Here is a 16,337-nt window from a genome sequence, read left to right on the forward strand (position 1 = left end):
TATCGTTAAATTAAACAAACCAATCAGAGCAAGCTATGCGTTTGTTAGAAAAGCGAATGAAGAAGGCTGGTGAGTTCTTTAACTCGATCATTGAGAAGCCTTTACTTACCTCTTCGCTTGTACTTATACTTGTTACCGTAATCGTGCTGGGCCTGAGTATGAAATACTACCTGCATGAGTTTGATTCATTTATTCCGCAGATTCTGGCCGAGGCACACGGTATGATCTTCGACATTGCTGTGATCGGTATCCTGATCTTTTGGTTAAATCAAAATGGTGAGATACGGCAACGCATTCGTACCTATAAAGATGAGATCGATGACTTCCGATTGTGGGAGTCTGAAGAAGCGGCTTTCCGTACCGTGGGTAATATCAAGCGTCTCAACCGCCATAAAATTCACGAGATAAACCTGGTGAACTGCTACCTGCCCCGCACCAACCTGAATTATGTGAACCTGGCAGGTTCTAACATGAACTCCGCCAATATATCACAATCAACATTAATAGAATCGAACCTCGAGAATGCGCGTCTTAATCAGACAAACTTTGAAAACTCGAACCTGAATCAGGCCAACCTGAAAAGTGCTTATGCGAGTGGCGCTAACTTCAAGGATGCATTCCTTATTAAATCACAATTTGAAAATGCATTTCTTATCAAGGCCAATTTCAATAATGCCTTTCTGATGGAAGCCAATTTGCAGAATTGCTATGTAATGGGGGCCGATTTTGAAAATGCAAGCTTGTATAAAGCAGACCTGCGCGGAGCCAAAGGCCTTACAGTAGAGCAACTGGCGAAAGTAAAAACATTGTATCTGGCACGGTTCGATGAAGAGATATTGGAACAGATCAAAACCAACCTGCCCGAACTGGTAGGCGCATGATTTTGTGAGATAAGAACAAAAGTGTTACCTTTACAGCAGCAACGGTCCCGGAGACGGGGCCGTTGTTTATTTTTTGGAAGTCAAGAAAAATAAAACAGCAACGAATTTACTTTGAGCCATGAGCAAAAAAGTTTCCTACTATACAAAAGACGGTTTAGACAGATTGCGTGGTGAGTTGTCGGAATTAAAGACAAAAGGCCGTGCAGATATAGCACGCCAGATAGCAGAAGCCCGCGATAAAGGTGATCTTAGCGAGAACGCGGAATACGATGCAGCAAAAGATGCACAAGGTCTGCTGGAAGCAAAGATTGCACAGCTGGAAGACCTGGTAAGCAATGCTCGCCTGTTGGATGAAACCAACATCGATACATCCAAAGTATCCATACTTTCTAAAGTAACGATCAAGAATAAAAAGAACGGAGCTTCGGTAACCTATACATTGGTGTCTGAAGAAGAAGCCGATCTGAAAGCCGGTAAGATATCAACCATGTCGCCTATTGGAAAAGGGTTGTTGGGCAAGAAGAAAGGTGAAACGGCCAAGATCACAACACCGGCCGGAGAGATTGAATTTGAAGTGATGGATATCTCTGCCTGATTTGTTGTAGTATTTCTTTTGTTCATTATTTAATCAGCATAAAAATGCCATCGATCTTCACCCGCATCATTAACCGAGAGATTCCCGGATATATTATTGCTGAAGATGCAAACTATATAGCGTTCCTCGACATCAGCCCGCTGGTGCTCGGGCATACGCTGGTGGTTCCTAAAAAAGAAACAGACTATATTTTTGATGCTGATGATGAGACACTGGCCGGCTTGCTGGTGTTTGCCAAGAAGGTAGCCAAAGCGATTGAAAAGGCTGTGCCCTGCAAGCGCATTGGTATTTCTGTAATTGGTTTGGAAGTGCCGCATACCCATGTACACCTCGTGCCCATGAACTCTGCTGACGATGTAAACTTTACACGTCACAAGCTCTCTCCCTCCAAGGAGGCTCTTGCAGAAGTAACCGAAGCTATCCGCAAGAACCTGTAATATTCAGGAGTTACTGTTTTACAAATTTGGAATAGGCGGCTTGACCCGCCACTGATATGCGCACAGTGTATATACCGGGTGCATAGTTTTGCAAATCTATATCCAGTGACGACTGGCTGGTTGTATAAACCACGCTTTCGCTGCCATGAACAGAAAGTATTGAAATCTCTTTCTTGCCCGATACCGGAAGTGTTACTGTAATTTTACCGGCTGCCGGGTTGGGATATAGCGTCAGTTTTTCTCCCAGTATATTTTCCAACCCCGTAATTACAACGGCTACCGTATTGGATAGTGCGCTCGTACATCCGTCAACCGTTACTTGTACGGCAAATGCTCCGCTCTCCACAACGGTAAGGGTACTGCCCGTTTGGTTGGGAATCTTTACACCATCCTTAAACCATTCATTACCTGTAGCACTGCTGGACGTGAGGATTGCTGTAGCGGTATTGGTTTGCACGAGGGATAACGATGGCTTGGGGGGATTTACACAAAAACTTTGTTCTGCTAAAGTTGAAGCATTGTAATTTTCATTACCGGCCTGGTTGGCAACCACCGTGGCGGTTCCTGCCTGGAGCAATGTTACGATGCTTCCTGAAACAGATATTTTAGCCGGTGTTGTAGTGTTATAAGTTAATGCTAATCCGGAAGAACTGGAACCTGTTAATGTGAATGGAGCATCGCCTAACGTTTTATCGGCTATATCCGGAAATGTTATAGTTTGGCTTGCTTTGTTAATAACCAATGGTGACGGAACAGCTGTTGCCGCATTGTAATTGCCATCGCCCGGTTGGCTAGCGGTGATTGTTACCGTCCCTGCCTTATGAATGGTTACTTCATCCATGTTAATCGATGCAATAGCCGGATCGGAGCTTGTGTATTGTATGGTTAATCCAGAGGTACTGGAGGCACTTAATGTGAACGGAGCATCGCCAAATGTTTTGGCGGGTAGAGCAGGGAATGTAATCGTCTGGTTGGCTTTGTTGATAACGAGGGATACAGTAACCGGTATAGCCGGATCATACGCTGCATTACCGGGTTGGCTTGCTGTGATATCGACAGTGCCTGCTTTTAGAATGGTAACCTGATCTCCGCTGATGGAGGCAATAGTTGGATCGGAGCTGCTATATTGTATTGTAAGCCCTGCATCGCTGGAGGCTGTCAATGTAAAAGGAACATCGCCATATACCTTCGGGCTTAATGCGGTGAAAGTGATAGTTTGTGTTAACCGACAGCCGGCCGGGAGCGGAGTATCAGTATTGGTGTCATGTACAAATATTTCATTGCCCGCACCCGATTCATATCCGGTGATATATATTTTGGAACCCACCACAGCAATAGATGCTGTAGCACCACCAGTACTTACGGTGGTGTTGTTCGTTACTTTGATGGTGCCGCATGTTCTGCCATTAGTCTTCCACAGTGTACGATTTGTTCCGTCAAAAGCAGTAAAGTACAGGAAGTCATTCAACGCAATCATGTTGTCAGGGTAGGAGTGGCCTGTACCCGTATAAATGTCGTTTATCATTACCGTTCCTGCGGCTGTACCATCACTCTTCCACAGCTCTACACCCAATGAACCATCGGTGGCTGAGAAATATAGTATACCATTGGCACTCGCCAGATTGCTGATGGATGAAGAGGCTGACCCTGAATTGATATCCAGTACTATGGTTGTATTGGCAGCCGTGCCGTCAGTCTTCCAGAGTTCTTTCCCATTCGAGCCATTGTTGGCTACAAAGTAGGTGAAGCCATTCACCGTTTCCATTTCAACAGCATCGGTAGTTGTAAAACTTCCGGCCGCTCCCGGGCGAATGTCTTTTACCAGCACAGTGCCTGATGTAGTACCATCGCTCTTCCACAGTTCAAGGCCATTGGTGCCGTCATCGCCAATGAAATATAGTATGCCGTTCTCGTTCCGCAGCCCGCGCACAGAGTTGAAGGTTTTGATATTTACGGTTCCCCCTACGGTGCCATCACTTGTCCACAAGCCGGGTGTACTTCCTTCCGTTGCCAGAAAATATAGTTTGTCGTTGAAGTTTGTCAACGAGTTGGGTTTGGAACTTACGGAGCCTCCAATGTTGGTAACCATGCTGGTGCCGGCTGCAGTGCCATCGGTTTTCCATAATTCTATGCCCGTAATGTTGTCATTACCGGGGAAATATATAGTGTTCAATACACCGGTAATTTCAGAACCATCCGAAGGACTGCCGCCTACTTCCAGGGTGCCGGCTACAGAGCCATCGGTCTTCCATAATTTATTTCCGGTTCCGCTGTTGGCTACAAAGTATATTTTGTTGTTGATCTCTTTGAGCGCCGAGGGATTGGATGAGTTTGCAGCTCCGGTATATATATCTTTCAGCAAAGCGGTGCCGTTAGAAGTGCCGTCACTTTTCCAAAGCTCACGGCCATTATCGGGTGTGGTAGCTGCAAAATAGAGGGCGTTATTAAAACCCGTGAGGTAATCAGGTGCTGCACCAGCATTCGTAGTGGGCAGATCGGTAATGCGCGATGTACCTGCCGATGTTCCATCCGTTACCCACAATTCGTTCCCATGGGTATTGTCGTCTGCTACAAAGAACAGTTTTGTGTTGATCGCAGCCAGACTATTAGGAGGTCGTGTTCCTGCTGCTGTTCCAGCGGGTATATCGGTTACAAGTGTTGTGCCGGCTGCGCTGCCATCGCTTCTCCATATTTGCAGACTGCTGCCCGGTGTCAAATCTTTTTGTGCTACGAAGTATAGCGTGCCGTTCATGTTTGTAAAATCGGCTGCGTATCCGCCTATGTTCTTGAATGTAGAAGTACCGGCGGCAGTGCCATCGCTCTTCCATACATCGGTAAAGTTGATGGTAAAGTATAGTATATTTCCAACCACAGCGAGATTACTCATGGTAAAAAACTCATCCTGGGGATCTTTGATGAAAACAGTTCCGGCATCGGTACCATCACTTTTCCATAAACCTGTGTTTGTTGTACCATCGTTAATAGAGAAGAATAATGTGCCGGCTACATCGATCAGATAGTCTGGGTAACTATCGCCGCTGCCAGCGGTAATGTCTTTTACCATGATTGTGCCGCCACCGGTGCCATCACTTTTCCAGAGTTCTACACCGTTGGTGCCGTCAGTTGCTGTAAAATATAATGTAGAACCAACTGCACAGAATTTATTGGGAGATGACGAACCTGTTCCTGCTACGATATCTGTTACCATCACGGTGCCGCCAGCCGTACCGTTGCTTTTCCATAGTTCGGTGCCGTTGGCAGCACTTTCGCCGGTAAAGAACAGGGTGCCGTTTACATTGGCAAAGTTGGCGTTGCTGTTTATGCTGATGGCGTTGTTCTTCAATAAGAATGTTCCACCAGACGTACCATCGCTCGACCACAGATCGAGATAGCCGGTGCCATCCACTATCGTGAAGAAGAGTGTATTTCCGACAGCGACCAGGTTGGTGATGCCAAGCGAGCTGTTGCCAGGTTGTATATCTTTTACCAACACAGTGCCGGCTTCTGTTCCATCGCTCTTCCACAGCTCGGTGCCGGTAGTGCCATCGTTGGCCAAAAAGAACAATGTGCCATTTACATTTACAAGGCTGGAGGGACTGGATGAGGTGCTGCCGGGGTTTATATCTTTCACTAACAACGTACCGGCTGCTGTACCATCACTTTTCCAGAGTTCCTGACCTGCTGATGATCGCCCATTAAAAAATAAAGTGCCGTTGACATCTGTTAAAAAGTAAGCATCTATACCGGATGCATTCGGATCAGTAGCCTGATTGATATCTTTGAGAATTGTCAACTGCGCATGAGACAAAAAGCTGGCAAGCATCAGCAACAGAGAGAGGGGAGTCTTCATGGTGCTAGTTTTTTTACGAAGATAGACAGTATATTTTGAAATAGCTACTGGATGCTAAATAGCTGCGGGCTTTGAGCAGTGAGGTATAGCTGCAAGCTGCTGGCTTCTCGAGAAGTGTAGATGTTTGGACTTCGTCATTCCTTGATCGATTGTTCCTTGTTCGATATTCACAATGGTTATAGGCTTTTGGCTACTAGCCGCCAGAGGGGTTGGAGCCAGGTTAGAGTGTGCTGTACTTCACTGTATTTATCTGTGTTCTTTTTGTGATTTCTGTGGGAGTTTTTATTTTCCACAGTCGCTAAGAAAAAGCAGAAAGCTGATCGCTCAACTTTCTGCTTTTCACTTTCTGCTTAAGGCTTATGCTATTACCATCCTGTTCTGTATTCTCTCTTCACAAACTGGTTCGCATCATCGAAGTTTGTAATCTTCATATTCGCTCCATCCCACAGCAGTTTGATGTTGCGTCCGGGATAGTCGAATTGATTTGGGTTGTCTTTCTTCGGATAGCGAATATCGTGACTGCGTATTGCCAGGTTACCCATGAGTACAGTCTCGGTGAGCGGCCCGGCTATTTCAAATGGCGAGCTGACTTCCATCTTGCCATAGCCTGCAAGACATGCTTCCACCCACTGCGCATAGTGTCCTTCTGCACCACCGGGAACACGCTTTATAGTCTGCGGTATATTTACTTCCTGGTTGCGCGATGTAGGTATAAGCGATGGATACATACCGTATGTACCACACATCATTTTACCCTTTGTGCCGATGAAGAGTGCACCGTTGCCACCATCGCCCATGCGTTCATTGGGGCCAAGCTCTTCCGGTCTTTCCGGCTGAATGCCGCCATCCATCCAATGTAATTTCACAGGAGGTTTACCATTGCGTCCCGGGAATGTAAGTACTATATACGATGAAGGCGGGCAGCTCTCGGGAAAATAGCCACGCTTAAATTCATCCACATATATGCTACCCACACTAGCTGTTACATCCGTAGGATATTGCAATCCCAGCACCCGGAAGGGAGGTTCAATAATGTGACAACCCATGTCGCCAAGTGCACCTGTACCATAGTCCCACCAGCCACGCCAGTTGAACGGCACTAATTTTTCAACATAGTCTTTAGCGGGCGCTGTACCGAGCCACAGGTTCCAGTCAAGCTCTTTGGGCACCGAACTTTTTTGAGCCGGCCACTCTATACCTTGTGGCCATACCGGGCGGTTAGTCCAGCAATATACCGTATGCACATCGCCGAGCAAACCGGCATTATACCACTCCATCAACTGGCGAACATCATTACCGGATGAGCCCTGGTTGCCCATCTGGGTTACAACTTTATACTTTCTGGCAGCTTCAGTAAGCATGCGGGCTTCATATATATCGTGCGTCAATGGCTTTTGAACATATACATGTTTCTTCAACTCCATGGCTGCCAGTGCCTGTATGGCATGGTTGTGATCGGGTGTAGAAACGGAGACAGCATCGATATGCTTATGTTCTTTGTCGAGCATGATGCGAAAATCTTTATAGTACTTCGCTTTTGGAAAAGATGCAACAGACTTGGCTGCCCTGCGGTCGTCTACATCACACAAGTAAGCGATCTCGGCTTTGCCGCTCCTGGCAAAATTGGCAATGTCGCTTTCGCCTTTTCCGCCTGCACCTATACCGGCAACGTATAGTGTATCGCTGGGCGGTCTATATCCTTTTCCACCCAACACAAAGCGGGGCAGAATGGTAAAGGCCGCGGCAGTCATACCTGCATTTTTGATAAATGTTCTTCGGGAGAGATTGGAGGTTGGTGGAGTTGTTTTCTTCGGTGGCATCTCGTTGTAGATTTGGGTTAATGATACGCTTTGCTGAGTTACGAGCTTAGAGCTGCGAGCTTCGAGTTTATAAGGCTGCAGGCTTCTGGCTTCAGGCTGCTGGAGGAGTGTGTGGAGTAGCATTGAGTCTCTAGCTGTGAGCTACCAGATGTGTTGTCGAGGTGATTGCAGGAGCCAGTGTGTGAATGGTATATTTTCAGTCCAGTACGAATAACTTGTAACCGTAACGATTAACAACTGTTGAGGTATAACACACTTCTAATCCCACTCACACACCGCTAACAGCTCGCAGCCAGTAGCTATTTTTTAGCTGTCGAACTTTACGCTGATCTCTAACGTGCGATCGTCATACTTCAGTCCGTATTGGTCGAGCACTTCTTTAGGAACACCGTCCCACTGGTTGGGTTTGTTACCTATATAGCCGAGGTCTGCTATACCCATCCTGGTAGTATAGAATCCGGTGGCGGTGAGGTCGCGCATGGTGTTGAAGAAGGCAACACCTTGTTTATATTCCGGCTTCGCTTTTTCAGGATAAGCGATTTCGTCTACCATTTCGATCTGCTGTTCGTGTGAGCATGATGCAAAGTCTGTGTTGAAGCGTTTCAGACATTGCACATCCAGCCATTTGATACCGCCACGTAGCGGTATCTGGTAATCGGGCATATCCTTTACTATAAATTCAATGAAATCAGGAACACCGGCTTCGGAAGCACTGCCCGATACTTCATCTTTCGGAATAATGATATCGGCCAGTATCGAGATCGTTTTCATTTCGTGCTCATCGAAAAATGTCTCGGCTTGTAATTTCTGCTCGCGCTCCAGCTCGGCCGTTGTACGATCTATCGTAAAAGGTTTTGGTGCCAGCACGGCAGATTCTTTCTTTTTTCCGGGAGCACATGCGTGGAAAAGCAGTCCCACTCCGGCGGTGCTTGCAGCAAGTGTTTTTAGGTATTTTCTTCTATCCATGGTGACATCATTTATGCAAAGGTTCTGGAACGATAAGTATATATACTATATATGTTCACAAGCTTTTGCTGGTTAGAGATTTTGCTTTTTCATTTCATCAATAATATACTCGGAGGCCCGCATGGAAAGTGCGAGGATCGTCCATGTAGGATTTTTATCCGCCTGTGATACGAACGGACCACCGTCTACTACAAAAAGATTCTTGCAGTCGTGTGACTGGTTGAACTTGTTCACAGCCGATTTTTTCGGATCATTCCCCATGCGTGTAGTACCTACTTCGTGAATGATGCGCCCCGGTGCTTCCAGTCCATAATTACTTTCAGCTCCCGCTTTGCCCCACGTAACTTCCGCACCCATCTTGTGTATGATCTCTGCGAAAGTCTCCTGCATGTGCCTGGCCTGCTTTATTTCCTGATCGCTCCACTTGTAATGGAAACGCAATACAGGTATACCAAATTTATCAACTACGGTAGGATCAATTTCACAGTAATTATCTTCACGTGCAATAGCTTCTCCACGACCGGCCATTCCAAACGTTGCACCGTAGAAGTGGCGATAATCATCCTTGAGTGCAGCACCATAACCACCCGCAGGCTTTTGTTTTCCATCGCTGCCCGGATATTTACCGTTGATGCTTTCTATACCAAAACCAAATCCATAGCTTGGCATATCCAGACCTCCCCAGTATTCGATGTGATACCCTCTGGCAAAATCAAGTTTCTTATTATCTAACCACCAGGGAGTATATACATGCATGCCGCCTACGCCGTCCTCGTTATAGCGCTTGCGTCCTACCATCTTCGGAAGGAAACCGCCCATGGCCGATCCCGTAGAGTCGTGCAGATATTTACCCACCACATTGCTGGCGTTAGCAAGTCCGTTCGGATGTCGTGTTGATTTTGAATTGAGTAACAAACGTGCCGATTCGCAGGCACTCGCCGCCAGTACAACGATCTTCGCTTTAACGGTATATTCCTGTTTGTCGTCTTTGTTAATGAATGATACACCCGTTGCCTGTCCTTCTTCATTGGTGAGTACTTCACGCGCCATGGCATTGGGTATAATATCTACGTTGCCGGTAGCAATTGCAGGTTTTACCAGTACAGATGATGAAGAGAAGTCGCCATATACCGTACAGCCTCTGTTACATTGTGAACAGAAAAAACATGCACCGCGATTCTTATTGTTGGGAAGCGGTCGCGTAAGGATGGACAATCGTGAAGGTATTACCGGAATGCCTATTGATGTAGCGGCATCTTTGATGAACATTTCATGCAGGCGTGGTTTGGGTGGAGGAAGAAAGATACCATCCGGTTCATTGGGTATATTTTCTTTTGATCCGAATACACCGATGAGCTGATCCACCTTATCGTAATAAGGTGCTACATCTTCATAGCCGATCGGCCAGTCATCGCCAAGCCCATCTATACTTTTGTGTTTAAAATCTTTTGGACCGAAGCGCAACGATATACGTCCCCAGTGATTGGTGCGCCCGCCTACCATGCGTGAGCGGAACCAGTCGAACTGCGTACCATTTTTGTGTGTATAGGGTTCGCCTTCCAGTTCCCAGCTTCCATAGGCAGCATCAAAATCGCCAAAGCCGCGATAATAGGTGCTGGCACCTCTGCGGGGAGATTCCCACGGCCACTTCAACTGCATAACGTTCTTTGCCGGATCATATAGCGGACCGGCTTCAATTAACACTACTTTGATGCCGGCATTGGCCAGGGTATAGGCCGCCATACCGCCACCCGCGCCCGTACCGATGATGCAGACATCGTACGACTTGGATGTTTCCTTAATTTGAAAATCGGGCATAAGAATATATGAGGTTTGTTAAATGTAGTTTTTATAAATGCTTTAAAAAAGTATAACGATGTGATGATGGACAGAATTACACCAATTAAATGTGGACAGGATGAGAGGTAGTTTTCTTTAGCACGATACACGTACACAATCAAAAAATATCCCTGCTCCGGATGTAAAGATGTACAGGCCCATGCTAGCAACAGCACGGCTTGCGGCTATACTAACAATAAGGTATAATTTAGCGTTTAATATATTTGCAGCGAGGCAGCGTTATCAACCGCCAGGCTGAAAAGAGTTAGCGGATGCAATGAAAGTATGCCGGGAACGATATTGATCAGAGTCTTTTATCTGTATTTTTTCGCGGCACCGGATCATATCCATGCGTGCCCCACGGATGACACCGACTGATCCGTTTTAATCCAAGCCACATACCTTTCACAACGCCCCATTCCTGAATGGCTTCGATCGTATATTGCGAGCAGGAGGGAGTATGCCTGCAGTTAGAGCCTAACAAGGGTGAGATGCTGTATTGATAGAAGCGAATGGGTAGTATGAACAGCTTACGTAACATGAATACTTAAGTCTCGGGATCGATACCGGGAAAAATATACCATCCGTACGTGTTTGTATAAATGGTATATATATCCAGATTTTAATGCATTTGATTTTTACTCGATCGAAAAAGTGATCTCTCCGTCTTTCCCATCTTTTAATTGTACTCCCAGTTGTTTCAGGTCGTCACGGATCTTATCTGAGAGCGCGTAGTTTTTATCCAATCGTGCTTTCTTGCGCAGATCTATCAGAACATTTACCACACCACTCAATAGTTCGTGGTTGTGCTCTTCTTCTTCACGCAAGCCGAGTACATCTTCCATTATTCCGATATAGGTGTTTTTGAAAGTTGTAAACGTTTCTGCCGATATATTCTTTATAGGTACATTGCCTGATTTAAAATCGTTGATGCGCGCCGACATTTCAAATAATGCAGCGAGCGTTTTGGCTGTGTTAAAGTCATCGCTCATGTTGGTGAAACATGCATCGCTCATACTCCGAAGGTCATCGCTCAATTCCTTATGGTCGGTGCCTCCACCCGGATGTTCAAGCTTCTTTACAATACCCAGGGCATTGGATAACTTTTTAAATCCTTTCTCGGCAGCATTCAGCGCTTCGTTGGAGAAATCAAGTGTGCTGGAGTAATGTGATTGCAGCATAAAGAATCGTACCGTCATAGGGCCATATCCTTTTTCGAGCAGTGGATGATCGCCGGAGAAAAGCTGTCGCGGTAAAAATGAATTACCAAGTGACTTGCTCATCTTCTGACCATTTACAGTAAGCATGTTGGAGTGCAGCCAGTAGTTAACGGGTTGCTTGCCATTGGCGCCTACAGCCTGTGCAATCTCGCATTCATGGTGCGGAAACTTCAGGTCCATGCCGCCTCCGTGTATATCAAACGTCTCGCCCAGGTATTTTGTACTCATCACTGTGCACTCAATGTGCCATCCTGGAAAGCCAATGCCCCAGGGTGAAGGCCAGCGCATAATATGATAAGGCGAGGCTCTCTTCCAGAGTGCAAAGTCGATCTTGTTTCGCTTTTCATCCTGGCTGTCGAGCTTGCGGCCGCTTTCCATAAGCTCTTCCACTACGCGTCCCGAAAGAATGCCGTAGTTGTGCTTCGCGTTATAGCGGGTTACGTCAAAATACACCGAGCCATTTACTTCATAAGCGAATCCTTGTTCAATAAGCTTTTTCGTGATTTCGATTTGCTCTACCAGGTGGCCGGTAGCGGAAGGTTCAATGCTGGGGGGGAGTATGTTGAACTGCCGCATTACCTCGTGGAAACCTTCTGTATAGTGTTTTACCACTTCCATGGGCTCCAGTTGCTCCAGGCGTGCCTTCTTGGATATTTTGTCTTCTCCTTCATCGGCATCGTTCTCCAGGTGGCCTACATCGGTAATATTACGCACATAGCGCACTTTATAGCCCAGGTAGCGGAGGTAGCGCGATACAATGTCAAAAGTTAAAAAAGTTCTTACGTTGCCGAGGTGTACATCATTATAGACGGTTGGCCCACACACATACATGCCGACATGGCCGGCATTAATAGGCTGGAACAACTCTTTATTGCCTCCGAGTGAGTTGGAGAGATGTACGGGATATTTTTCGTAAAGGGACATAGTATATAAAGTCGGCCGAAAATACTATTTATTAAATAGTTTAACCATGGCTTCCCCCAACACATCGGCACTTTTTGGGGCGGTAGAATGGGGGAATTTTTTTTGCGGTGTAAGTTATTGGTTCAGATGATGTTTCCGGACACATGCAACGTGTTTCCGAAAACGTTTGTTAAAAATGCTTGTTTAACTGATTGAAAATTGCGAGGTTAGCAAACGATTTCGGTAAACAAAGACTTTCATCCCCCAGAATCTCCTGATTTCCCAACCAAATAAATTAACAACATGATTAGAAACTATAAGAAAACGCGCACACAAACGCTTTCACTATCGAAATCGTAAACGATTGTGAAAACGTTTACGAAAGTATTTTTACATCTTTTTAAATACTGAATGATCAAAAATTTTACTTTCGAATAATGCATAACACGGAATATTGTTTTGTGCATTGAAGTCTAACCAAATAATTAACCCAAATCAATCTATGAAAAAACTCTACAGAGGATTGAGTTTCATGGCAATTATCTTGCTGATACTCGGATCTGTACCTGCACTCGCCCAGAGCACGCGAGTATCGGGAACTGTCAAAGATGAAACTGGTGAGCCGGTTCCTGGCGTCAGTATTCTGGAAAAAGGAACCTCGAATGGTACTACCACCGACACGGAAGGTAAGTACTCCCTGAACGTTTCAGGTCCTAACGCTGTGCTTGTGTTCTCATTCATTGGCTATGTAACACAAGAAGTCCCCGTTAATAACCAAACAACAATCGACCTGAGCCTTGGTGCCGATGTGCAGTCACTGCAGGAAGTGGTTGTAACAGGTTATGTGAGTGAACGCAAGCAAGACATCGTTGCTGCGGTTTCTACTCTCTCGGCCCGCAATACAACGGCTATTCCGATCTCCAACGTAGAACAGGCCATGCAAGGACGCGTTCCTGGTGTGCAGGTTATTACCTCCGGACAGCCCGGAGCGCCTAACCAGGTGCGTATCCGTGGTTTCGGTTCCTTTACCAGCAACACACCTCTTTATATAGTAGACGGTGTGCCTACCTATGATGTGTCTGACATCAATCCGAACGACATCGAAACTACTACTGTATTGAAAGATGCCGGTGCGGCTTCCATCTACGGTTCGCGTGCGTCCTCTGGTGTTATCGTGTACACTACGAAGCATGGAAAGCGTGATGGCAAAATTGCTGTTACCTACGACATGAGCGTGGGTATGACCAACCCCGGAAAAGGAATCGACATCCTGAATCCTCAGCAAACTGCTGACAAGACCTGGGAAGCGTTGAAAAATGCCGGAAGCGAAGTGAAGCACCCACAATACGGAACCGGTGCTACACCTGTGCTGCCGGATTATATCAACGTAGGTGCTAAAGATAAAGACGGTAACTGGGCTGCCAACGGTGGTATATTTGAAGGCGACCCCCGCATCCAGATTGCCCGCGATAACTATAATGTAGATTTTGATAAAGGTCCTATCGTACAGGTTGTAAAAGCTAACAAGTCTGGTACAGACTGGTATGATGCGATGACACGCGTGGCCCCGATTACCCGTCACTCATTAGGTCTTTCCGGTGGTAACGACAGGAGCCATTTCTTCCTGGGCCTGGGTTACTTTAACCAGCAAGGTATTGCCATCAATCAATATTTGAAAAGATACACAGCTCGTTTGAACTCTGAGTTCAGTGTTATAGATCGTGTACGCATAGGAGAGAACCTCCAGGTTACATACCGTGATAACCCAACCATTGGTGACCCTCAAAGTGAGAACCAGTTGAACATGGCGTATCGTATGAACCCGATCATTCCTGTGCACGATGAGTATGGAGGATGGGCCGGTACTGCCGCTCCTGGTTTGAACAACCCGGCTAACCCGGTTGCCAGCCTTACCCGCCTGAGCAAGGACTACAACCAGCAAAACAGGATGTCTATCTTCGGAAACGTTTATGCAGAAGTAGATGTGCTTAAGAACCTGACCTTCCGCTCGAGCTTCGGAGGTACATACCTGTCAGGATATGCCATGCAATATGGTTTCCGTACGTATGAGAACTCTGAAAATAACGGTGCATATTCTATCAATGAAGCTGCATTCTACAGAGCAGACTATACCTTCACAAACACCTTGCGCTATGAAGCGAAGATCGGAACTGATCATTCTTTCAAAGCTTTGTTAGGTACAGAAGCTATCAAGCTTGGGGGTATCGGTCGCGTGCTGAGCGGTTCAGGTTTAAATCCATTCAGCAATGACCCTAACTATATCAGTATAGGTAACAGCCAAGCGGCAGGCCGTTCAGTAAGCAGTAGCCCTATATCAACGCCAACGCGTCTGGCTTCTTACTTCGGACGTTTGGACTATGCGTTGAAAGACAAATATCTGTTGAGCGTAACAGCAAGACGTGACGGTTCTTCCGCATTCGGTCCGGAGAACAGAATCGGTTACTTCCCTGCTATAACAGCCGGCTGGCGTATATCCTCTGAGAGCTTCATGCAAGGCATTTCATGGCTTGATGATTTGAAAATTCGCGGAGGCTGGGGTGTAATGGGTAACCAGAATATTCCGGCTGCTAACCAGTATACATTGTATACCAGTACACCAAGCACAGGCTATGACATCAGCGGATCCAACGGATCAGTATCCGGTGGTATCATTCCTCAGCAATATGGTAACCCTTCTGGTAAGTGGGAAAGAAATATCACCACCAACGTAGGTTTTGATGGTTTGTTCCTCAACGGTACGATGGATGTTATTGTAGATGTATGGCATAAGAAAACAGAAGATCTTCTGTTCAATCCTCCGCTGCCCGCAACCGCTGGTAACCCTCCCAATATTCCATATGTTAACGTGGGCAGTATGGTGAACAAGGGTGTTGACATCCAGATTATCAAGAGACAAAAGATTACCAACGACCTGAACATTATTGTTGATGGTAACATCAGTTTCATCCACAACAACATTACCAAGGTTAAAGACGGACTGGAATATTTCAGTACAGGTACATACCGTAACCTTACTTTTGTGCGCAACCAGGTTGGTCACTCACTGTCTGAGTTCTACGGATACAAGGTGGTTGGATACTTCAGCGACGCGAATGATGTAGCGAGCTCACCTACACAGGATGGCGCAGCACCTGGCCGCTTCAAGTATGCCGATATAAACGGTGATGGCAAGATAGATGCGAATGACCGTACCTTTATCGGTAGCCCGATTCCGAAATTCACCTATGGTTTGAACCTGACTGTAAATTACAAGGCGTTCTCCCTGGAAGCGTTCTTCTATGGAAAATCAGGAAACGACATCGTGAACTTTACAAGATGGTTTACAGACTTCTATCCTTCATTCTCCGGTGCAGCAATCGGTGCACGTACACTCAACTCATGGACTCCCGAAAACAAGAATGCTTCGACTCCTATCTATGAGAACGTATCGAACTTCAGTACCAATACACAGGCTAACTCTTACTACGTAGAGAAAGGTTCTTATATGAGAATGAAGAACCTGCAGATCAGCTACAACCTGCCTGCTTCATTGCTGCAGCGTGTAGGTATGCAGAAAGCCAGAATATTTGTGCAAGGTGTTAACCTGTTTACAATCACGAAGTATAAAGGTCAGGACCCTGAAGTTGCATCCAGCGTGGATACAACCCTGGGTATAGATGTGGGTAACTATCCTGCTACCCGTCAGTACTCTATTGGTGTAAACCTTGGTCTCTAACCGATTTTAAAAGATAACATTTATGCGAACAAGTAATAAATTCAAAATATTAAGTGGAGCCATACCGCTGCTGTTTCTGCTGATATATTC

The 16,337-nt window shown here is 46.1% G+C and carries 10 protein-coding genes; 4 read left to right on the forward strand and 6 right to left on the reverse strand.

Translation table 11 applies throughout. The features are described 5' to 3' along the window. The first annotated feature begins 35 nt into the window (after positions 1–35). From V7Q33_RS07815 to V7Q33_RS07825, 3 genes are all read left to right on the forward strand, one after another. Positions 36–881, forward strand: a complete 846-nt coding sequence (locus V7Q33_RS07815; protein ID WP_333819474.1) for a pentapeptide repeat-containing protein — start codon at positions 36–38, stop codon at positions 879–881. Between the two features lie 118 nt (positions 882–999). Next, entirely contained in the window at positions 1,000–1,476 is a 477-nt protein-coding gene (greA, locus tag V7Q33_RS07820; RefSeq protein ID WP_331976235.1) for a transcription elongation factor GreA, read from the forward strand. Positions 1,477–1,520: 44 nt separating this feature from the next. Continuing rightward, on the forward strand, positions 1,521–1,913 hold the full coding sequence (locus tag V7Q33_RS07825; RefSeq protein WP_331976237.1) for an HIT family protein: 393 nt from the start codon (positions 1,521–1,523) through the stop codon (positions 1,911–1,913). Positions 1,914–1,923: 10 nt separating this feature from the next. Here the strand turns inward: V7Q33_RS07825 and V7Q33_RS07830 are convergent, their stop codons facing one another. The 6 genes from V7Q33_RS07830 to cysS form a co-directional block, all read right to left on the reverse strand. Beyond that, a complete protein-coding gene (locus V7Q33_RS07830; RefSeq protein WP_333819475.1) occupies positions 1,924–5,763 on the reverse strand; it encodes an ELWxxDGT repeat protein in 3,840 nt (1,279 codons plus the stop codon). A 365-nt stretch (positions 5,764–6,128) separates the two neighbouring features. Beyond that, entirely contained in the window at positions 6,129–7,583 is a 1,455-nt protein-coding gene (locus V7Q33_RS07835; RefSeq protein WP_333819476.1) for a Gfo/Idh/MocA family protein, read from the reverse strand. Positions 7,584–7,889: 306 nt separating this feature from the next. Further along, positions 7,890–8,549, reverse strand: coding sequence for a gluconate 2-dehydrogenase subunit 3 family protein (locus tag V7Q33_RS07840; protein ID WP_333819478.1), 660 nt, complete (start codon positions 8,547–8,549; stop codon positions 7,890–7,892). A gap of 72 nt (positions 8,550–8,621) precedes the next feature. Further along, positions 8,622–10,367 carry a GMC family oxidoreductase gene (locus tag V7Q33_RS07845; RefSeq protein ID WP_333819480.1) on the reverse strand — a complete coding sequence of 582 codons (1,746 nt, stop codon included), beginning with the start codon at positions 10,365–10,367 and terminating at the stop codon, positions 8,622–8,624. Between the two features lie 325 nt (positions 10,368–10,692). After that, entirely contained in the window at positions 10,693–10,929 is a 237-nt protein-coding gene (gene yidD, locus V7Q33_RS07850) for a membrane protein insertion efficiency factor YidD (RefSeq protein ID WP_331976247.1), read from the reverse strand. A 97-nt stretch (positions 10,930–11,026) separates the two neighbouring features. Further along, positions 11,027–12,532, reverse strand: coding sequence for a cysteine--tRNA ligase (gene cysS, locus V7Q33_RS07855; RefSeq protein ID WP_333819481.1), 1,506 nt, complete (start codon positions 12,530–12,532; stop codon positions 11,027–11,029). Positions 12,533–13,013: 481 nt separating this feature from the next. On the opposite strand from cysS, the gene V7Q33_RS07860 reads away from it, so the two are divergent. Next, entirely contained in the window at positions 13,014–16,247 is a 3,234-nt protein-coding gene (locus tag V7Q33_RS07860; protein ID WP_333819482.1) for a SusC/RagA family TonB-linked outer membrane protein, read from the forward strand. Positions 16,248–16,337 lie beyond the last annotated feature (90 nt).

The organism is Ohtaekwangia sp. (genome assembly GCF_036786105.1).
Taxonomy (GTDB): Bacteria; Bacteroidota; Bacteroidia; order Cytophagales; family Cyclobacteriaceae; genus Ohtaekwangia.